The organism is Helicobacter sp. 11S03491-1, from assembly GCF_002272835.1.
GTDB lineage: Bacteria > Campylobacterota > Campylobacteria > Campylobacterales > Helicobacteraceae > Helicobacter_J.
On the sequence record NZ_MLAO01000001.1, the window covers coordinates 206,087 to 229,033 of the forward strand.

The following is a 22,947-nucleotide window of genomic DNA, read 5'->3' on the forward strand; positions in this document are numbered from 1 at the left end:
AAAATGAATTTAGAAACCGTTGTTTTAAGTTTCCCAATTATTGCGACTTTCATCATTTATGCGTTGGTGATGCTTTTTATTGGATTTTATTTTTACAGCAAAAACAAAACAACGGAGGATTATTTTTTAGGTAACCGCTCATTAGGTCCTTTTGTCAGCGCTCTTTCAGCCGGAGCTTCAGACATGAGCGGGTGGCTCATGATGGGATTACCCGGCGCATTATATGTCGGGGGTCTGGCTGAGAGTTATATTGCCATTGGTTTGAGTATTGGCGCTTTTATCAATTGGTCTTTTGTAGCCAAAAGATTACGTGTTTATACAAGCGTCATTGCCAACTCCATTACAATCCCTGATTATTTCGAAACAAGATTTTCCGATGACAAGCATATCTTAAGGATTATTTCTGCATTTGTTATTTTGGTATTTTTCACTATTTATATTTCTTCAGGACTTGTAGGAGGGGCGAAACTTTTTGAAGCTACTTTTGGTATCCAATACAACTATGCTTTAATCGTAGGGACGTTAATCATTGTAGCTTACACATTTTTTGGAGGGTATAAGGCAGTTTGTTGGACAGATTTGATTCAAGGGCTTTTGATGATGGGAGCGCTTGTAGTTGTACCTTGTGTAATGCTTTATCATTTAGGCGGGATAGGAGAGGCTACCGCACTAATCAGAGATATCAAGCCCCAAGCCCTTTCTTTTAGCACAGGCGTGAGTCTTTTGGGGGTGATTTCTTCCATGGCATGGGGATTGGGCTATTTTGGGCAACCTCATATCCTCGTGCGCTTTATGTCTATCCGATCTATCAAGGAGATCCCCACAGCGACAACCATTGGGATCTCATGGATGGTTATTAGTTTGATTGGGGCTTGTGTGTTAGGATTTTTGGGTATTGCCTATATTCAAAAGTTCAATATCTCACTCAATGATCCTGAAAAAATATTTATCGTGATGAGTCAGTTGCTTTTCAACCCTTGGATTGCAGGGATTCTACTGAGTGCGATATTAGCTGCTATTATGAGCACAGCAAGTTCGCAACTTCTGGTTTCTTCCTCGACCATTGCGGAAGATTTTTATAAAAAAATGTTCAATCAAGAAGCTTCTCCCAAAAAGGTAATGTTCTTTTCGCGTATTGCTGTTTTGATCGTAGCTTGTGTGGCGTTTTTTATCTCTACAGATAAAACTTCAAGCGTATTGCATATCGTAGCTTATGCATGGGCAGGATTTGGAGCAAGCTTTGGTAGTGTTATTTTATTCTCACTTTTTTGGTCACGTATGACTAGAATGGGGGCTATTGCGGGCATGATTGTTGGAGCAGTAGTCGTTGTTGTGTATAAAAATTTTCTCTCTCAACATTTTGGAATTTATGAAATTATTCCCGGATTTGTTTGTGCAAGTCTCGCTATTATTATCGTGAGTTTGTTGCAACCCGTTCGAAAAGGCACAAAAGAAGCCTTTGAAACCATGTTGAAAGAAATTCGTATCCAACATTAATCACAACACCTCATGAAAGGTTTAATGTTTCTGGCGATGATGTTATGGGGGCTTACATGGCCGGCATCAAAAATAATGATGGAAGCAGGTGTAAGCCCTTTTCAGATTGCTTGTCTTAAATGTGGGATTGTATTTTTAAGCTTCATCCCTGTGATAATTTATCTCAAAATCCCCTTTTGCATCCCCAAACAATCCCTTATCCCTATTTTTTTAATAGGGATTTTTAATACTATTTATAATTATCTCCTTTTGATTGGTCTCCCACATGGGGATGCCGGAAGTGCAGGGGTTATTGCTGAAGCGCTATCTCCTTTGTTTGCCACTGTGATTTATACTTTTATCAAACAATCCACCCTTTTGAAAAAAGAAAAGATTGGATTGTTTTTAGGGCTTATTGCAGCAGCTTTTTTGGTAGATATTGCCCACCCTAATACTTTGTTTTCTTTTTTCAATATCATTTATGTATTCGCAGCGCTCCTATGGGCAGCTCTTACAATCAGTTCAAAATACGCTACACAATCAAGCCACCCCATCATAGTAAATTTCTATAGCTCTATTTTTCCTTTTGTTTTATTTTTGCCCTTTTTATTCACACAAGAGTTAGCGCCCCTTAAAAATACAGGTTTATCTTTTTGGATAGCGATGTTTAATGTAACGATTTTATCCACCACTTTTGCTACAACGATTTTTTATAGAGGGATCAAAGTTTTAGGGGTTATGCAAGGGGGTATTTTTATTTTGTTAGTCCCTATTGGGGCTCTGATATTTTCATGGATTCTTCTGGGTGAAACCCCCAAGATTCATACCCTTATAGGCGGATCTATCGCACTGGGGGCTATCTATCTTATCAATTTTTATCAATCAAAACCAAAATACAATTCGTCCGGATAAAGATAAACCAATACTTTAAGGTTAGCATACCTAAAATACCAACCCTTAAGATTAAATTCACTCGCCTTCAAAAAACATTTTTGATTTTGATATCAATCTTCTTGAAGTGCAGTTTTTTACATAAAAAACCAAACACAAGCCTAACTAAAAACCGGAAATTATCAAATCAATCAAATAAGCCGACCAAAACCGGACTAATAAAACGGCTAATCCAAACAAGTCTAATCTCTTCTAATCTCTCATGGTGATAAAATACGCTTCTCCAACTCTATCTCCAAGATGGAAGACAAAAAACAAGGGAATGAGTATCAGTCATCTTCTTTAGGATTTTTCTTTAGAATTTTGCCAAATATTCTATCAAACTCAAGATTATTTTTTATCTTGCTTCTTTTTTAGTTTTTGGATATTTTATTTTTTGAAAGATTTATTTTTCTTATTTTTAGCTTTAATTTTTTATTTATTTCATTTTTATTTATTTAATATTTATATTGATATTTTATTTTATATTCTTGCTTATTAGAAATCTATTCTTGATGATTTCTGTATAATTAGAACTATCTTTAAGAGTCAAGAATTTAAAAATTTATTTGGCACTTTAAGATTTGGTTTGTATTCCTCCCCAAAGGACCTACCTTACAACAATAATAGGTAAAAATAAACACGCTTTCAGAAATTTTAACGGGTAATAACGGAATAAAACCAAACCAAATAAACTTAATCTCTCACTGCGATGAGATACCCTATCACCAATATAGACAACAACAAAATAAGGAAATAAGTATCTATCATCTCTTAAACTCTCAAACTTCAAATATTTCTTCAGATCTTTGTATGTCTCAAGTCTTTTAATAAACTTAAAAATACTTTAGGAATCTTTTATAAACTCCGGAAAATTTTATAAATCTTCAAATAAACTTAAGATCATTACAAATCTTTTAAACCTATCAATGCTTTGGATTTAGGAATCTCTTCAGATTCTAAATGAATTGGCAAACCCTCCGGAAACTCTCTAAATTCTTGCAAAACTCAATCAACTTTAGGAATCCCGAAAGTTTCCAAATATCTCCAAGCTTCTCACAATTAAGATCCCCGTTTTATCCTTAATCTTTAGGAATGATCATTCTCACAAATCTATCAAATCCTATCCCTCAATATAAAAACCTCTCGATCTCTCAATAGGATTTTGTTGCACTCTTGCTGCAACCTTGCCGGTTATGATTTGTTTTCTTAATTTTTATATACTTTGGATGCTCTTTTGTAGCTCAAGCTAACTTAGCTACTTAAGATTTATTAGATTTATTTTGTTCCTCCCCAAAGACCCACTTACAACAACATAGGTAAAAAATAAAAAACGCTTTCAGAAATTTTAACGGGTAATAACGGAACACAAAATAAACACCCTCAATATAGCTAACAAACTCCAAGCAAGCAATCTTTCAAACATCTTTGTCAAACTTTCACTTCTGATGTTTTTGCCTTCATAGTCCGGATAGGTTTGGAGCGCTTGGAGTGATTTTCAAGCTTACTATCAGTCAAACAAACAAATAATATTTTAGAGAACACAAGGGATTTTCCCTTCATTTTGAATCTTTTGTTGATCTTTTTGAGATCATTTCTCAAAGATTATCTGAGATTATTTTTTGATATTCTTAAATTTTGCTCCTTTGTTTTTGATGGATGAGAAGAGTCGGAAGCTTCCTCTCATCAGTTTTTATTTCTCTCATCCGGACTTATTTATTTGTCTTTGATCTCATAAACCACAGCATAAGCTTGCTTGTTGTTGTTAGCCTCTTGAGCCAGCTTATCTGCAAAAGGTTTGATTTGGAGAAGTTCTTGAGTGCTTTTAAAAGGACCTACCAAATAGCGTGTGAGGACTTGCCCGCTAAAATTCTTAAAGGAATAAGCACGATAAGAGAATTTTTGCAACTCTTTAGTGAGTGCTGCATTTGGTTTGCTTAGCACCACGATTTGGAAGTAATACCCACTCTCCGGTTGGCAACCTTGACATTGAGTCTTACCTCCTTTGAAAATAACTGTTTGCTTATTTTTGAATAAAGCCACTTCTTCTTGACTCATCGGTTTAGCTTGAGGTTGGCTTGGTTGGGGCGCATATTGTTGGGGAGTGGCTTTGGGTTTGGTCTTCTTAGCTCCTTTGGTTCCAAAATTCCATCTCACTCCAATATTGAGGTTATAATCAATATTGTATGTTCCTAAGAAAGTCCTGGAAATATCCCCATAAACTCTCCAATCATCATTGATAATCATATTAGTTCCCAAAGAAAGCTTAAGGGCATTGTTCATAGGAGTAGATTTTTTATAAGCTTCCAAGTTGGATGTATCTTTAAGAATCACATCTCCCCCTGTGTTGATCTCATTGAGATAAGCAAGACCCAGACGCACATCAGCTTTAAACCCGGTGTTGCTTTCAAAGCGTTTGCCAATCACGCCACCTACCCTGGTGATAAAGGCATTATTCCCTTCGAGGTTGGCTTGAGCCATGATACCTTCTTCTGCTTTGAATGAGAAGTCAGATCCCCCAATATACCCATAAATAAGCTCTAATTGAGGTTCTACAAAATACCCTCTGGTATAAGCATTTGGAGCGATCCTCATACGAGTAAAGAGATTATCTAAGGAATAACGATACCCCACTTCTCCTCCTAATAAGAAGGCATTGTTATAGATTTGTTGAGAATTCCCTGAGAGACTTAAATTATTGTAGAGATTCATATATTTAGCGATGGCATCTACATAAAAGCCATTATCCATGATATAGGTATTATAAATTCCTAAAGCTAAATTTCTCCCACTGCTGTTATAAGCATCACCCTTAGAGCTTAACAAACTGGCATCTGCGCTGACTCCTACATAATTCACCCCGCCTAAAACATCAAACTTATAATCATAACCTGCTTGGAGTGTGGTATAGAAGTCTCTGTTGTCAGAAGCATCCGATCCCATTCCATTGACCACTCTAGCCCATACCCCTTGTGTGGCTTTGATCCCTCGAAGTTCTCCCATTCTCAGATGTAAGTTATTGGTTTCTACTCTAAAGTCTCTATACACGCTGCCTATACCATTGATTACAGGATCAGAGATCTCAGCATTGATAGATGCTTGCAGATGAGAGAGATAGAAACTTGTATTGTAGCTTTCAGAAGTCCCGGTATTGCCGGAATCTACTTGTGTTACCTTGGTTGTAAGGGTGGGGGTATAAAGATAAATCCCCAGTTTAGAAACCAAGCCGGAAAGATATTTGGAATCTACTTTATCTCCAATAGAAGCTACCAGGATAGGAGAAGTAATATCTTTAGCCTCTCCATAAAGATAAGCTTGGAGATAGTTGGTAGCATCTTTATTAGAAGAGATAGCAGCGACTTGGAGGACATCCCCTTGCCCGCTAGAAGGAGATACCCCAACTCTAAAGAGCGCATTTTTGGCATTCAAAGAACCAATAGTCAGCTTATGAGGGACAAAAGAACCTTCAACCCCATTGTCTCCCGTATTTTGCGCTCCCAAAAGAGTCGCACTCTGAGTGAGGTTTTGAGGGGCGATGGGGTTGGGTGAAGCATAGTTTTTGACATCTTCTAAGGCATGCTTATTATGAACATCTCTATCCCCTCTTAAGTCAATAATCGCCAGGTGATTGCCAATACTTGGAAGCAGGCTGTCTTTTGAGTCCAAAGAATCATTAATAATAGTAACCTTATTGACTTCTGAAGAGTTTTGGATCGCCCATTGAGATCCTTTGGGAGAATGGCTGCCTCCTTTGAAGGTATAAGTGTTTGTAGCAGTATTGATATCATGGAGTGCTCCTATCAAAGAGACATTTCCATCAAATCCTTTGACCGCAGCGGGGGTATCTTGAGTATAAGAATCAAGATCGATACTGGCGACTACAGGCATAGAAGTATTGGCATAAGCAGAGAAATCATAAACGGCATTCCCGCTCCTATTGGTGATATTGACTACAGATCCGAGTCCAAATCTGGCTTTGAACTCTTTGGCTTGGGTTGCAATACTCCCTACAAATTGCATCCCATAAGGAGAGAGAGTAGTATCTTGAGCAATATGAATGACTTGGTTTTTAATATTCTCCATATTAGAAACTTGATCTACAATATCAGCGTGCAAGCTTCCTTGCCCATCAAAGCTAAAAGTCCCTTTATTGGTTTTCACACCCACGCCTCTGGCTGAATGCCCTCCATTGAGAATATTATCAAGCTTATCATCATCAAGTAAGCCACTATCGACAAAGCGGTAGCTGGAATCTTCTGTGCCCTCGGTGATATTTGAATCTTTGTTTTGAGAGTCAAAGGCACCGACACCAATAAAGAGAGCTTCTTTTTTGGCATCCCCACTCAATGATCCTGAGAGAGAGCTAAAGATATTATTGGCGGCTTCTTGGATAGTTTTGTCCTGAACGTTATAGACTTTGTGATCGGAGGTATTGAAGATGAGTCCTAAAGCAATGTCTTTAGAGACAGTTCCTGAAGTATCTTTGGTAATACCCTGCTTGATATCTCCTTTCACAGAAGTATTAGCCAGTGTGATTTGTCCTGTAGTGAGCGCAATAGGGGATTTGGAAGAATCTGTAATTGAGTCTGATACAAGGATGTGATTGAGTGTGTCTGTAAAATCAGAGTTTTTATTCGAAACAATCGAGTTGGAACTAACATGGCTAAAGGTATAATTGGAGCGGGGTGTATATCCTTTGGCATTAGTGGATTTGCCATCTTGGATAACCCCGGTAGAAAGGCTACTATTCCCTCCAAAATCAAAGGTAATATTTTGAATCCCTTCTGTGGCTCGATAAATATTGTCTTTGAGATCATTATTGGTTTGGGTGAGATCAATAAAGGCATCAACACCATTGGTAATCAAACCTGTTTGATAAGAGTTCCCTATCCAATAGATACTCCCATTGATTTTGCCATCACCATTGGAAGAGATAGCTTTGAGATCGATTTTTCCAAAGTCAATAAAGGTATAGACATTATCAATATTATCTGCAGAGCTTTCGATTTTAAAATTAGTGCTATCTACAGAGTCCTTGCCTATAAAATCAAGTTTCAAAGCAGAAGCGGTATAACCAATACCGGAAGAAAAAACATGCGACTCACTCTTATCAAAGCTATAGCCTCTTTGAGTTAGAGAAGCATCAATATTTTCTTGGATATATTTGAGGGCTTGAGAGCTTAAAGTGGTATTATCATCATAAGCTTGATTGAAAACTGCCCTAATCCCAAAAGAGGGGGCAGCGGATTTGACTTGGACTGCAGGGGTAGTAACAGTGGTATTTTTCAAATCAGAGTTCAAAGAAGCATTGATCAAACGGATAGATCCTTTGAAATCTTTGATTTTAGAATAATCTCCAAAAACAGCTCCATCAAAGAAAGCCCAAGAATCAGCTGTGCCTCCTGAGAGTGAAGCACCCGAGTCAAAGGCAGTAGTGCCTAAGAATTTCAAATGACCGCTCACAAAACTATCAAGCTCCAGCTTACCGCTTAATTTGGATTTGGCAATCTCTAGTTGGGCATTGCCTATAGCATTGGAGTTGGTGTAGTATTTGTCGGCTTCTTCTCTGGCTGAGAGTTCTCTTTGATCAAAAGTAGCGTCCAAGGTAACCTTAGATTGGTTATAAGTGCTCGCAGTAGTGGAGGTTTTGGTTTTGGGGCTACGGATATAAGCATCACCCAAAGAAGTCCCTGCAAGGTTATAAACAAAATTAACGCTACCATCGCCACCTCCATCAGAACTCATAAAGAGTAAGTCTGCTACTGTTGTGATTTTGGAAGACTCCGGGAGAGATGAGATAGCAGCATTGAGCATCGTAGTGATTGTGCTGCTATCAGGAATAGTAGTGGAGCCTTTGGTCATGGCAGTGAGTTTGGCTGTCATGATATCTCGGAGTTGGTTGGTCAAGAAACTATCCATATTGATGAGGTTGATGGTAGCTTTGGCATTATAGTTGAGTGTGAGGGGAGCAAAGAAACCTTGCATATCCACACTCTTATCCCCGATAAAAGTGAAGTCATTGCTCCCGCCTCTGAGATTGGCTCCTCCGGAGACGAAACTCAAAGTAGAGGGGAGGATATAATCAGCAATATCTTTATCCGCCATCATGGAAATTCCGGGCACACTATCAGAGCCATCATCCATACCAAAAGAAGTATATTTAGTATCAGTAAGCAAAGATCCGTCTTTGGTTTTTAACAACTGATTTGTTTTGGCACTATTGGCATTAGCATAGACCATATGCACGCGGATGTTGCTAACGGAATCCAGATTATCTTTGAGGACTACATTCGTACCTCGAATATCAAAGACTCCGGCAGTATTCCAACCGTTTTGATGGAAGGCAATAGAAGCCCCTGTATTGTTGAGGACATAATGGGTATCTGTGCTTCCAATATCAAAGGTAATGACTTTGTTTTCACCGCCGGCTAGAGCCTTGATAGAATCTTTGCCCTTAAAGGAGAGGATCGATCCACTCTTGAGCACAGAAATATTATCGCCTTGATAATAAGTCGGGTTAAGGGTAGTGGTATCAAAGCTTAAGTTGAGTTTGAGGGTTGAAGAAGAAGTGCTCTCATTCTTAGTAACATCTCCAAAAAGAGATCCTATCAAGCTTGTATTTTGCAAGCTTAGGGTAGATCCTTGTGTAAAAACACCTCCAACAGGAGCAGATCCTTCAGAGATCATAAAACTACCGGATCCTATTTTGCTTTTTGTGGAGTTGATTTTGATGATACCGGCATTTTTGAAACTCAAATTGGTTTTGCCATCTCCGATGACAATGATAGGAGCATTGGAGGAAGTATTGGTCGAGGGAGTGAGGTTGGCAATAGAAATAGAGACATCTCCGTCTTTTGAACCCAAAATGCTTTTGTCTCCCAAACGGGCTGTATCGTCAAATTTCGCTGAGATATTCCCATCAGCTGATCCAAGAGTAGCCGGGGTGGTAACAGATCCGTCACTCCCTGTAACTGCAGCGCTAGCCGGGATTGATTTGGCTGTGAGATAAGTCCCGCTTAAAGATAAGTTATCAATATTGAGATTGCCCCCTTTGAAAGAAGTATTCCCGGCAGTATCGATCTTGACTTCTCCAATAAGCCCATCTTTATTGGGGTTAGAAGCTCTGAGGCTAAAGGATTTATCAGCAGCGATTTTGACAGTAAGAGGAGCGGAGGACTCAGGGTTGAGTGATCCTTTGCCCACAAAAGACAGGCTTAAGTCTCCTTGTGTCTCAAACTTAGAAGCTTCCAGAGAAGAGGAGGAGAGAGGGATATCTTTTTGTTTAACAGAACCTGTGGTATCAAAAGACATTTTGAGGTTATAGGTAGAGTTGATGGGATCTAAGGTATTATTCAAGGCAGAGGAGGCATGGATGGTGCTCCCATAAAAACCAAAGGTCGTATTGGCATCTAAGGATTGGCTGACTTCTTTGCCTTCCACATAAGCTTTTTCCTCAGTTCCAGCAGGGCGAAGTTCAATCCCGGCAGCGCTTAAGGTCTTGAAAACACTATCATTGCCTTTGTTTGATGCTACATTACTTCCCTCATGCGTCCAAGTAATATAGTCCAAAGCAGAAGGGGTATCTGTGTGGGTCATACTATTGGCAAGATTGACGAAACTAAAACCGGATCCTGAAGATCCTGCTAAATAATATTTTTTATCAGAAGCAGAAGCATTCTTGATTTTGCTTGCTTTGGAGTTGCCGCTAAAGTTGAAGGTAATATCTTTGATATGAGTGTCCTCATTAGCCAAGATAATATTCCCACTAAGGGCATCTAAGCCTTGCTCTGCTCCGGATATAGAAGCTACAGGGCTAAAATCCAATACTAAATTATCTATAGAAATGTTACCTTTGACTAAGGTTTTCTCCAGAGTAACTAAAGCTTGGGTTTTGTTGATTTGGCTATCTTGGAGGAAGCCTGCATTTTTAAAACTAAAACTTGAATCCTTATTCAAAGTCCCAATGCTTCCTTGGAAAAACTGAATATTAGGGTTGGGGTAAGAGATCCCTCCATCAAAAGTGATGTTATAGAGAGTTTGAGAACCAACAGGAGAGGTAATATTAAAATCGAGTGTTTTGGAATCGCTATCTCCTTCCCAAAGATCAAGATTATCTTGATTGATTGTAGCACTAATTGTGAGAGGGGCTTTGAGGGAAAGTTCTTTTTTGCCGGTGGTTGTATTGGTATTTAGGCTAAGAGCACTCTTACCATACAGAGCGATAGCATTGTTGGACCCGGAACTCAAAGTCTCCAAGTTTGAAGTTTTGAGGACACCACTATCAATGAAATTGAGTGTGTAATTACTCACATCGCTTTCAAATTTGGTGTTTTGGGGTGCGACAGGGGTGAGCGAATCTGTATCTTCGCTTTCTGTAGCGCTTTTGCCAAATCCGGATGCATTCTCTCCGATGAAGGTAAAGATATAAGAAGTATTAGTTGCTGCCAGGCTACCAATAAAATGAGATCCCTGCGCTACTCCTGAATAATCATAACCCCCGATATCTTTCAAAGAAGTTCTTGAAATTTGAGTATCGCTATAATCCTTGAAGACCAAAATATTGTTTTTTTCTACAGCACCCCCGGAGCTATTTTTGAGTCCGACAACACTAAAAGTTGTGTTTTTGGTAGGGTTGAAGACTCCTTGGGCGCTAGCTTTATCCAAAGTAATATTACCTTTTGTGTCCAGATTCGAGAGTGCGCTACTGACCCCAAAATAAAGCGTAGTATCTCTGAAGGTAAAATTAGAATCATCGGCTCCTCCGGTAATTTGGGCATTTTTGGCAAAAGCCCCTTCTCCGATGAAGTCTATTGCTGCATGGACTCCATCATCTAAGACCAATTTACCCTCTAAGGCTGATTTGGCAATCTCTAGTTGGGCATTGCCCATTGTAGAATCATGGTAGTATTTCTCATCCTCAGATTTGTTCGAAACATCACGATTATCAAAGATGGCATTGAGATTGATAGCTACTTTTTTAGAGATGGTGTCTGTAGAATTGACTTGGTAGGTAATAGCACCGGCATTAAAATGAGCATCTTTGAGTGAAGTCCCCCTGAGGTTATAAGTATAGCTTGGGAGTTGATCAGGATCTGAGATCCCCCCGCTAGATCCTCCAAAAATCAAATCTGCCGCACTCTTAGCGTTATCTCCTGTTCCAATCTTGGTTTCGAGGGCTTTGCCCATATTGATCATATTGTAAGTGGCTTTGGCATCATTATTGAGTTTGAGCGTAGCAGTTGGAGAGGAAGGGATTAAAGAAGCATCGCCAAAATAACTAAAGACATTATCCCCTCCTCTCATGACTACGGCTTGGTTGATGGACAAAGAAGAGTTGGCAATATAATCATCAATCTCTTTAGCCACCCCGTTGAAAGTTTTATCAGAGGTGAGCAAAGAGCCGTCTTTGGTTTTGAGAAGGTTGTTTTTAGAATCAACCCTGGCATTGGCAAAAGCCATTTTCACAGAAATAACATCAGCGGAATTCAGCCCATTATCTAAGACAATATTTGTCCCTCTAATATCAAAATTCCCCATTACATTCCAACCTGTTTTGTTGCCATCTTGGGTGAAGGTAACATTGGCTTGGGTATTATTGAGGGTGAGGTCAATACTATCACTTCCCCCCAGCGCAATAGAGATTTTGCCACTATCGGTGATGATCCCATTAGTATCGACACTATAAGAAGTCGATCGGATCGCATGAGGACCTGTGAATTTAAGAGAAGAACCTGTAGCCAACTCTCCAATCAAATTGCCTTGATAATAATTCCCCCCATTTTCTTTGTTTGCTTTGGAGGTATCGAAGTTGAGATTGACTTGGAGGGTAGATTTGTTAAAGGTATTGCCACCTGAATTTGAGAAACTCTCCCAAGTGCCATAAAGATCCCCTATCAAAGAAGTCTTGTTATCTGTGATAGTCAAAACAGAAGTATTATCAAGATAAGAGCCATCTGTGGCGCTTGAAGTTGATGGAGCTTTGAGTCCTTTGAGTACCAGAGTTTGACCCGGATTTTCCAAGACCAAATGTTTCTTAGCAGAATTGCTAAAATCTAAGAGACTCGATCCATAAACATTAGAAGATCCTGTGCTTACTTTTAGCACACCGGAATACAAAGCTTTCATCGTGAGGTCGGTGTTGGCATACAAAGAATCTTCTCCAAGAGTTATGCTGAGATCTTTGGTCTTATTCCCCCCTAGAGTCCCATAGAATTTATGGCTTTTGTCAAAATTAGCTGTAATATTCCCTTTGACAAAGTCCCCAATGAAGTTGCTCCCGGAGACATTCAAAGAAGAATTATCCCATATATTAGCAGCATTTTGGAGGGCTATGGTCGCCCCGGTATCTTGGAGATTGAGATTGATCCTACTTGAGGGAGCTTTGATAGTGAGGGCTTGAGAAGATCTTGGGTTGATAGAATCTGCCCCGATAAAATCCAACACAATAGGGTGAGTATTCCCGGATAAATCAAGGTTCTTGCCACTATAGCTTGCGCTCTCATAAGGCACTCCTGCAGAAGAAGTACCTCCGGATGGGGTGGTATCAAAGTGGAGTGTGAGACCATAATCTTTTTGGGCGATATCTCCTTTGAGAGAAGTCCCAAAGAGTTCAAAAGTGGCGCTTGTGTCTATAGGGCTTTTGTCAGCGTTATCAACACTTGAGAGAGAGAAGTCTGTGCTATCACGTCGGATAGAATAGTAATCTTTGTTGTTTATCCCCCGAATCCCTGCATTTTTAAAGGCTTGCAATAAAGTAGTGCTTGAAGTGCTCTGAGTATCAAGACCCTTGAGGTTAATAAAACTTAAAACAGATTTAGAATTCCCTCCTAAAAGGGCTCCTTCAAACTTAATGGCTTGGGTATTGCCTGTAAAATCAAAACTAATGGTATGTTTGCCTTGCCCTACAATAGCAAGACCTTTGGATTGGTGGGAATTCCCCGAATAATCAAGAGACAAATTCACATCTACAGGAGTGAGGGTAGCACTGCTTCCTGAAGTTGATTTGACAGATTCTCCAATGATCCCAAAAAGGGCAGTATTGACCAAAGTGAGGTGAGATTGTCCGCTCAAGGTATCAGAGAGTTGTGAGGTATTGAGCACACCTGCGTTATAAAAAGTATAACTTGAATCTTTGGTACCCCCTTTGATATTCCCTGTAAAACCTTGTTGTCTTTTGGCAATATCAAAGGTGCCCGGGGTAAAGAGGAAAGAAACATCTTGTCTGAAGCCATCACTACCAGTGCCAATATCTCCATCTGAAGATTTCGAACTCACAAAGGATTTATCAGATGAGTTATGAGTTTTGCCCTTTTGGGTGAGGGTGGCAAAACTTGCAATATCGCTTGGATTGGTAGGGTTGTTGGCTACCAAGACTAATTGTCCATTGGGATCTGAGATGAGTCGGGCATTTCCAAAAACAAGCTTAGAGCCTATGAAATCAGTGGTATTGGGCATCCCTGTGAGAGATGCAAGAGTGGCTTTGTCTAAAGCATTGCCATTTTTGAGCACAATAGAAGTCGCCTCTATCCCTATAGTTCCCTTGACAGAAGAGAAAGTGATCCCTGTGTTTTTTGCCAGAGTAACGAGAGAGGAGGAATTAGATGCATCCAGAGTGCCTGCATGGACAAAGGTATAGCCGGATTGGTTGTTCCCTCCGGTGATAGTGACGTTTTGTTTGTTGAGTACAGAGCCATCAGACTTGGAAGTATCTTTACCTCCAAAGATAAAAGTAAGGTTATTTTTCACACCGGCGGTGGTAACAATATTGTCTATTTTGCCATAAACAGGGGAAGTGCTTTTGTCGTCGTTGAAGGTGAGTATAGATGCGGCTTGATCAGAAGTCGCATGCAAGAAGCCATCGAATTTGGAGAGATTTTGTGTGGCCAGTGCATCTGTTTTGAGAGCAGAAGTTTGCACCCCTACATAATCCCCTGCAGCATTCGAACTGCTAGGGACTCTATAAGCAGAGATTTTGGTGGCATCTCTGAAGTCAAAAGTAGCGCTGAGACTTTTACCGCTAAATGCAGTATCTGTAACCACGCTAGCCCCGGCTTTGTTCTTAGATCCATCTTCTCTGTAGGTAACTCCATCGATTTTGCCAATACTCTTGCCTACAGTAAGCCCAAGATCAAGAGTAGAGTTGGCATCATGGTTGTGGATAGCTCCTATATTAGAGAGTGTGGTTTTTAAGTTGAGTTTGCCCCACAAGTTGAGATCTCCCATATCCAGACCTGCTTTTGTGTTGGTAATAGAAAAAACAGAGGTTTTGTGAGTATTGTAGAAATTTCTAAAACTTGTATTTGTGAGGCTAACATTGGCTGTAGATCTTGAGAGATACAGATGGTTGAGTTTAGAATCAGAGAGGGTGATGTCATTTTTGGCTTTGGAAGGATCGGTGGAGAAATCATTGGGATTAGAGGCATCAATACTTCCCTCTCCATACTTGCTATCACTCACCATATCCAAGTTTTTCCCACTGAGACTAAAGTTTGTGCCCTTAGCTCCGGGGAAAGTCCCATTGACAAAGTTCTTCACATAAGCGCCATCGACCACGACAGTAGCCTTACTCCCATCAAATCCAAAACTCCCCAGTTTTGCCCCATTTTTCAGATACATGGTATAGCTATCTTGCCCACCACTATCACCCGTATAGCCTACCCCATCAGCAGTGGCATTATCCAGGGTCAAGATGGTAATCCCCCCTTCAGATCGGACTTGGCCTTGGAGATAAGCGCCATTGGTCGCAGAGACATTGAGTGTGCCTCCTTTGGTAGATTTGAGTTTGGAAGTAGCGTCATTTCCGGTGCCACTCCCATCAAACTTAACATTCGTAGTCCCTCCGGAAACAGCCATATCCTTTTTCATACGCGATCCTGAAGCAAAACTAATGGTGTTATTCCCTCCGGTGATGTTAAAATCGTCTCTGGCTTGGGAGTTGTTGGCAAAACTAACATTCGTAGTCCCTGCTTTGAGGACAAATTGATTCTCCATATAAGAATCATCAAAACTACCTTGTATAGTTCCTTGATTGTTGATGACGTTGTGCTTGAAGGTGGATTTGTTTTTTGCAGAGAGATTGAGAGTTTCATTGCTAGCGATTTCTCCGCTCTCATTATCTTGGAAGCCCGTATTGAAAGAAGCGCCCTCATCAAGGTTGTAGTTATAAGTGATGCCGTTGTGATCAGAGAGGATGAGTTTGTTATCCCAATGGTGTCCTTTGAGATTGATAGTGATCCTAGAGCGATTCCCTCCCATATAGATTGTATCCAGATTGGAAATGTTAGAATTTGCATCGACATCTAAGATGAATTTTCCTTGTTGGTATTTGAGGATTTTGGTAGTGTCAGAAGTAATAGCGCTTTTGCCTCTTAAACTGGTCAGACCGATGGAATTATCTGCGGCAGCAACATCGCTAAAAGCATCCAAAGTGAGAATAGAATTATTAGCCAGAGTAATGGTGAATAGCTTAGATCCATTGAGATTAAGACCTTTGAGACCATATGCTTTTGAATTATCCAGATTGAGTTTAAAATCCCCGGTCCCGCCAACTTTCACTGAGATGGGTTGGTTAGAAGCATTTTTGAGATTGAGGGTAGAGTTTTTGAGATTAAGTTCAAAATTTGCCCAATTGCCTACTTCTGCTCTGGTGAGGTTGAGTGTGGAATCTTCTACTTTCCAATTCCAAGTTGCATTGGTCGTATTGACATACTCTCCGGTCATGGTAGAGTGGTTCTTAAAAACGAAGTTATAATTTCCCCAACTTGTGTTAATAGATCCATTCCAAGTAGAATTATCAAATGTGATATTGAGATAAGATCTCTCAGCATATTGCCCTACTCCGATATTGCCTCGAAGAGTAGAGTTGTTTTGAAAAACAATATTGGCGTCATTTATGGGAGACTTCTCATTAACATCATACCAAGTACCCATATTGTAAATATTCCCCTTCATCTTAGCGCTATCAAAGACTATGTTAGAAGTATTCGCCCCCAGATAAAGATTGCCCAGGAGTGCATAGCCTTTCACAGCAACATCGGAGTTGCCCTCATAGTTCCCCTCAAAGGTTATGGTATGGGGGATAACTACATGATTTTTATCTCCTCCTTTACCATTTTGGGAGACATAAGAAGCCAAATTCCCTTTTAGCGCAGAATTTTTAAAAGTAGCATTCATATACGCACCGCTTGAAAAGGACAAAATACCTTTATTCACAAAATCAACCCCGGCATAGTTGCTTTCTTTTCTGGGGAGATATGCTCCCGCAATAGTGTCAGAATCATCAACAACAATAACAGAGTCTTTGACTGTGAGGGTAGCATGTTTTGCAGCAGAGGTATAATCTTTTATGTAGAGTTGGAACATATCATTGAAATTTGTGTATTTTGCAAGGGTCGTACTACCGGGTGCGGTATAGCTGATGATCGCGCAAGGGACGCCGGAATCTATAGAGCAAGAGATATTATTGGGGCTATAGAGAAACTCATTGATGGCTGTGTTGGTATCTGCTGCGTGCAATGCCTCCGCGCTAAAAGAGAGCAAGAGACTTGAAAGGACCAAAGAAACTAAAGGGGCAAAAGCTTTCTTGGAAGGCTTAGCTTGAGAGTATGGATTAGATGTGTGGGACTGGGATTCTTGGAGTCTCTGCGGATCGTTAGAGACATGAATATAGGGCTTTTGAGCGTATTGTGGGGGGGGGGGGGTGAGCATATCACAGCTTGATTGGCCGGCTTGGCTTTGGTTTAGTCGGGTTTGATCTCGTTGGCTTAGCTTGTTTGAGGTATGGTTGGCTTGAGCGGTTTTGATTTCGTTGCTTGGTAGGTTAGTTTGGTTTCTTCGGGCTGCCAAATCCTCGCTACAATAGCCGGAAGCACCATTGATGTCAAACTTTGTGATGATTTTATTATCTTTATTACCTTTAAACGTCATAAGAATCCTTTTTATCTAAAAATCTATAGAGCAGTCTTTACTCTAAGTTTATTTTTAGCATTTAATCACTATTAAGATAAAAAAATACTTAAAAATTCTGGGGGGGGGGGGGGTGAGATAGAAGATATATTTAAAAATATTGATGATAAATATTATTGTTTGAATTTTTTGGGAGTATCGTATTTTGGGATTGTTTTGATTCTTATAGGGAGAAAATTTTGAGATAAAAATAAAAATGTAACTTTATGAAAAAAATAGGGAGATTTTGAGAAAGGTAAAAGAAAGTGAAGGAAATAATTTATTAAATACAATATGTATTTTTGTATTTTTGATAACTCCGTGAATATAAGGTAAATGGAAAGTAAATGAAAAAAACCGGTATTTTTGAGAAATTTGCAAAAAATATTTTTGAATATTTATTTTACTTGGATTATAAATTTTTAAACTTCAAATAATTTAAATTTTTTATGATTAAATTTCATATTAATAACATAACATCAAGAAGTTTGAGAGACGATCATGTCATCTCAGATGTCGGATCAAAAATGTGATAATAAATTGGTTGCCATCCTGAGGAAGCGCGCTAAAATCATTCATTTGTCTTTTAATCTTTCAAAAGCGCTAATATCTGATATTTTCAAAATGATTTTTTCAGGGTCTTTAATAACTTCTTGAGACATTTTTGATCAAATATATTTTTTGGTATTTTTTAAACTCAATAAAATAACGGTATTTAAAAGAGAATTCAAATATCTCCCGGGTAAAAATATTGTTATTGAAGTAAATTGAATTTTGGGTTACAAAATCCTCTTAAGAGTTATTGGCTAAGATTTTGCACGCTTAAACGAGGGAAGGAACAACAAATAACTCCCTACTCCAATAAACCCTATGCCCCCACCCGATAAAAACCCCCCAAGCACATCTGTAGGGTAATGCACCCCCAAATAAATACGAGAAAACATGATCAAAAAAGTCATGGCTAAAGCAAGCAAACCAATGAAAATCTTCGTAGAAATATTCATCGGGTTGGCTATTAAAAACAAAGCTATGAGTGTGCAAAAAAGACTTGTCGCACTTGCATGCCCGCTGGGATAGCTAAACCCTGAGGCATGAGCTAACCAAGTAGCGCTATCAGGGCGAGGGCGAGCGAGTAAAACCTTGAGGTATTTCAGAAGCACTCCGAAAATTATGATCGTGCCCCCAAACCATAAACCCAATCTAAAATACTTATTCCAAAACAAAATAATAATGATAAAAATACTCAATATAGCAATAGTCTCTGTAGATCCCAAATGAGTGAGAAACCTCATCAAAAAAGTCAGAGCAGGCGTGATGGTATGGCGAATATGCGCGATGATAAAAGTATCCCATTTCTCTACCCAAAGAGCATGAGAGACAATGCTATAAGTCTCTAAGACAAAAAGCACCAAGAGTGCGCAACCAATGGCTAAGATAAAAAATGGTTTTGGAGTTTTCGTGATTTTCATAAAATCCCTTTCCTTGCAGGCTTCAAAGTTTATCAAACAAATCTCTGTATTTATTAAAATTTCCCGGCATTATTTAGCATAAAGAGTCATTGTTTATAGTTTTTGATGGTTCTTATGACTCTGTATTGTGATTTTAGTTTTTAGTTATTTTATAAAAAACCTAAAAGCCATCATTATAGCAAAAAATATAAAGCTACTTATCTCATAGCGTTCGTTCTTATAAATATAATAAAATCCTATTGAAAGATTTTTATATTGATGGATAAAAATATTTGGAGATATTTGGGATTTGAAAAGTTTATAAAATCTGCAAGTATAGAGTTTCCAAAAGACTCTCAAACACAAATAAAATAAACCTGAAAAATTAAGGTATCCATATTTTTGAGATCCAAACATGCCCGGATACTATCTCAAACACAAAAACAAACAAAAGTTTGAAGTGTATCACTAGTGCCAATATCAAACAATGAAGTTTCAAAGCCATAGAATTTGGCTTTTTGGAGTAGCTTATCCGGAGAATCAGGGGTTTGAATGATTTTTTCCATTACAAAACTTTGATTATTTCTAAAATAATTTTCTCTTAGCATAGAAAGTTCTCTTGAGGCTTCCGGGACTTCTTCTTGGGTGTATTGTCTGTAGTCTCCAAATTTTTCTTTATAGAAAATGTCCAAATTAATAAAGGGGATTTTTACAGGACTCATTACTCATTAAAGATATTTTGTCTCCTATAAAAGGCGATCAAGACTCTGTTGAGATGATTTTGACACACTTTATAGAAATGTTTTTTTCAATCAACAATATTCCGGGCTTATCCGTTTGTTGATATCCCAAAGGATTTTGATGAGATCCGGGAGTTATTTTCTCAGATTGCAAACACTATCACGAAGCAACAACAAATCCTCAGAAGTATCACTCAAAGCCTTCAGACATATTCCCCCATTATAGGCTAACTCACTCACTCCTGCATTCAAATGGGTGCGTTGGAGAATTTCTCGAATATTTTGAATACATACAGAAGGGTCAAATATCACAAGGTTGAGGTAATGGGTATATTTATCAAAAAGACATTTATTTCGTAGCTCTGTCTTTTGGGGATCTAAAATTGTATTGTCAAAAAATACTAATTTCTCTTGTAAAAAAATCTTTAGCCCGGTGCTGAAACTTCTAAACTCAAAGATTTCATCTCTCCCTACTCGCCCCGCACAAATAATCTCACTATAAAAAAGCCGTGAAGAAGGCTCAAGAGTAATCGTAGTGTCGCCCTTAAAACAAGAATTTTTAAAAGGGATAATCGGCAAGGGGGCAAAATCAAAAGTAGCATTTGAATGCACATGAATACGGGTATTTCTGGAAGCAAACCCATCTTTTGTATCATGGATTTTCTCAAAACTTTGGGAACTAAGTTTGAGGTTGCAATCTTTGCCAATCTCGAGATCTATTTCTTGATTATCCCCCTCCATCAACCCTGCGCTTACAGATATAAGCATCAAATTTGCCCTATCCTCTTCTTCATAAAAAGGGGGCATCAACTTTAGGGGCGGGGTGAAAAAAACATCTTCAAGAATACATTTACCTCTTGGGTCTAGTTTGGTTTTGAATGATAATTTACTCTCTTGTGCGTAATTGGTCATTTTATCCCTTTTTTGGTCTAATCTTTTTGTAATCATTGTAGAGATCTTCTCAGAGTGCTCAATCTTTGATTATCCTATTTGTTTTATTGATAAATTCCGGTCTAATCTTTAAGATCTTCTAAAAGGGCATTTTTGCTGATCCAAGCGATGATTTTATCTACGCCTTCTTTGGATCTGATATTTGTAAAAATAAAGGGCTTCTCCCCTCGCATTTTCTTAGAATCACGCTCCATTACACCAAGATCAGCCCCCACATAAGGAGCAAGATCAATTTTGTTGATCACTAAAAGATCTGATCGGGTAATCCCCGGTCCGCCTTTTCTGGGTATCTTGTCTCCTTCGGCTACATCAATGACAAAAATAGTTACATCAGCTAATTCCGGGCTAAAAGTGGCTGAGAGATTATCTCCTCCGCTTTCAATAAGCATGATCTCAATATCAGGGAATCTTTTCATCATTTCTTCTACGGCTTCCAGATTCATTGATGCATCTTCTCTGATAGCTGTGTGAGGGCATCCGCCTGTTTCTACACCGATGATTCTCTCTGCGGGAAGGACAGAATTTTTACTCATAAACTCAGCATCCTCTTTGGTATAGATGTCATTGGTAATCACGCCTATGCTGTATTTGTCACTCATCATTCTTGTAAGAGCTTCAATAAGTGCTGTTTTGCCGCTACCTACGGGTCCGCATATTCCAATTTTTACCATATTTTTCCTTTAATTTAATTTTGAGATCAAGACATATAAAGCCGTGAATAAAGACTTTCATGTTGCATGGCTTTTATATCATTATGGATACTTGAAGCGCATAAAAAAGAACGATCAAGAGTGTCCGAAGCACAAAGAATATCTACAAAGGTATCTTGTAGTTTTAGCAATATTTCTTGCCCATCATTTTGAGAGAGAGGGATTGTTTTGACGCAATTAGTTACCATATTGGAACTTTGGGCATACAAATAATGCTGCATACTTCCAGCCAAATCTAAGTCCATAGTAGCGCAAAATACCCCATAGGCACTTGAATGAGTGGAATTTACAGAAGCTTGAAGATATTTTTGAAAAAAGTCTTTGGCAGGTAAGCGCATTTTTGCAATGGTTTTTAAAAATCTGGCTCCAAGCTTAGTGTTAGCATGACGCAACTCTAAAGGGGAGGTAGAAGCGCTTACGATCTCTTCAATCTCAAGGATTGAAGATAAATCTTCTTTCAAAGCATTTTCATAAACAAGCTTGAGACTCAAAAGTTCAGTATGAAGAAACTGTGTTGAGAGATTGGCATGCAAATAAGAAAAAGCTGTATCTTTATTGATAACCTCGCCTTTTTGAATATAACTTTCTAATCCAAAGGAGTGCGTATAACTCCCGATAGGAAAAAGTGCATCATTGATTTGTAAAAGTAAAAAATCTTTATTGAGTGCCAATTATTCCTCCTTTTGCTTATACAAAGTGATTTTAAAATCAGGGCTTTCTTTGATAGCCACATTTGGTTCAGCATGCGCCATGCTTACAGAAATTCTGGAAGCAGAATCCAATCTTGCGCTTAAGACACTATTTTTGATATTTAGCTTATCAAAGAGAGCTTTTAGGGGTTTTTCAAATGGTGTCCTAAACTCAAAAGCATCCTCACCAAAAAAAAGCGCACTATGGCGGTTACCTATTTCGTAGCATATTTTTGCCACTTCTTGAGAACTCTGAGCATAGATACATAAAACTTGAGCAGGTAAAATATTAATGGCTAAAATCTCATCTCCTTTTTGATAGAGAATATCCCCTTGTGATAATCCCATTTTTGGAGCATCTGTTAGCTTCATAGCAACATCTTTGCCATTTCTGCTTTTCCATCTGGCGATTTTTTTCCTTGTATCATACCATTGGATATCAATAGTGTCAATCTTGAACTTCGAAATATCGTAGCTATGGAGGTTACCCTCCAAGCGTGAAATAAGCATCTTTGATTAACCCCAATAGCCTGTGATAATAAGCCATGCGGGAATCCAAGCTGTAACGATACCTTCAAAGATTGCCAGATAAGGCACCCATGGCAATTCTTTTTTAAGCACGGTTTCGATCCAACCGGTAAGCCACAAAAGTCCCCATAAGAGCCAAATAATAGCAAACCAAAAGCCTTCTTCAGTGCCGCTTATATAGCTTAAATACGCAGCAGGAAGAGAGTTGATAGCTACAAAAAGGCTATACCAACCATAAGGTCTCCAATCAAGATTATAGATATTATTAATGGCTACAAATAAATAAGTGAAGCCGAATAATAAGCCGGTTGCCGCAGCATACAAATCTACAATATTGTTTTGGAAGTCTCCATGAACAATCACAATAATATTAGCGACGACAGAAAGCAAACCTGCAAACACATTCATTACAGCCGTGCTTTTGCCATCAGCTTTCATCAAACGGCACAAGCCATTATTCATCAAAACTATGGCTACATACATCAATACAAGTCCTAACATAAATAGATCCTTTTTTTGAAATAATTAAAAT

11 protein-coding genes are annotated in these 22,947 nt (G+C 38.8%); 2 read left to right on the forward strand and 9 right to left on the reverse strand.

The window, feature by feature from the left end; translation table 11 throughout:
• Positions 1-3: 3 nt before the first annotated feature.
• Together putP and BKH45_RS00935 are read left to right on the forward strand one after the other, a co-directional pair.
• Positions 4-1,497 carry a sodium/proline symporter PutP gene (gene putP / locus BKH45_RS00930; RefSeq protein ID WP_095273591.1) on the forward strand — a complete coding sequence of 498 codons (1,494 nt, stop codon included), beginning with the start codon at positions 4-6 and terminating at the stop codon, positions 1,495-1,497.
• A 24-nt stretch (positions 1,498-1,521) separates the two neighbouring features.
• Positions 1,522-2,388 (forward strand): DMT family transporter, encoded by an 867-nt coding sequence (locus tag BKH45_RS00935; protein WP_095273592.1) that lies wholly within the window; start codon positions 1,522-1,524, stop codon positions 2,386-2,388.
• A gap of 1,449 nt (positions 2,389-3,837) precedes the next feature.
• Here the strand turns inward: BKH45_RS00935 and BKH45_RS09005 are convergent.
• The 9 genes from BKH45_RS09005 to BKH45_RS00980 form a co-directional block, all read right to left on the reverse strand.
• Entirely contained in the window at positions 3,838-3,969 is a 132-nt protein-coding gene (locus tag BKH45_RS09005; protein WP_257874464.1) for a hypothetical protein, read from the reverse strand.
• Positions 3,970-4,122: 153 nt separating this feature from the next.
• Positions 4,123-17,331 carry a hypothetical protein gene (locus BKH45_RS00940; protein WP_095273593.1) on the reverse strand — a complete coding sequence of 4,403 codons (13,209 nt, stop codon included), beginning with the start codon at positions 17,329-17,331 and terminating at the stop codon, positions 4,123-4,125.
• Between the two features lie 824 nt (positions 17,332-18,155).
• Entirely contained in the window at positions 18,156-18,818 is a 663-nt protein-coding gene (locus BKH45_RS00945; protein WP_095273594.1) for a phosphatase PAP2 family protein, read from the reverse strand.
• Between the two features lie 410 nt (positions 18,819-19,228).
• On the reverse strand, positions 19,229-19,519 hold the full coding sequence (locus BKH45_RS00955; RefSeq protein WP_095273596.1) for a hypothetical protein: 291 nt from the start codon (positions 19,517-19,519) through the stop codon (positions 19,229-19,231).
• Between the two features lie 153 nt (positions 19,520-19,672).
• Positions 19,673-20,449 carry an urease accessory protein UreD gene (locus BKH45_RS00960; protein WP_095273655.1) on the reverse strand — a complete coding sequence of 259 codons (777 nt, stop codon included), beginning with the start codon at positions 20,447-20,449 and terminating at the stop codon, positions 19,673-19,675.
• 101 nt (positions 20,450-20,550) lie between these two features.
• Complete coding sequence (gene ureG / locus BKH45_RS00965) at positions 20,551-21,159, reverse strand: urease accessory protein UreG (protein WP_095273597.1); 609 nt, start codon at positions 21,157-21,159, stop codon at positions 20,551-20,553.
• 26 nt (positions 21,160-21,185) lie between these two features.
• Positions 21,186-21,869, reverse strand: coding sequence for an urease accessory protein UreF (locus BKH45_RS00970; protein ID WP_095273598.1), 684 nt, complete (start codon positions 21,867-21,869; stop codon positions 21,186-21,188).
• Positions 21,870-22,397, reverse strand: a complete 528-nt coding sequence (gene ureE, locus BKH45_RS00975; RefSeq protein ID WP_095273599.1) for an urease accessory protein UreE — start codon at positions 22,395-22,397, stop codon at positions 21,870-21,872.
• A 6-nt stretch (positions 22,398-22,403) separates the two neighbouring features.
• Positions 22,404-22,916, reverse strand: coding sequence for an AmiS/UreI family transporter (locus tag BKH45_RS00980; RefSeq protein ID WP_095273600.1), 513 nt, complete (start codon positions 22,914-22,916; stop codon positions 22,404-22,406).
• Between the last annotated feature and the right edge of the window lie 31 nt (positions 22,917-22,947).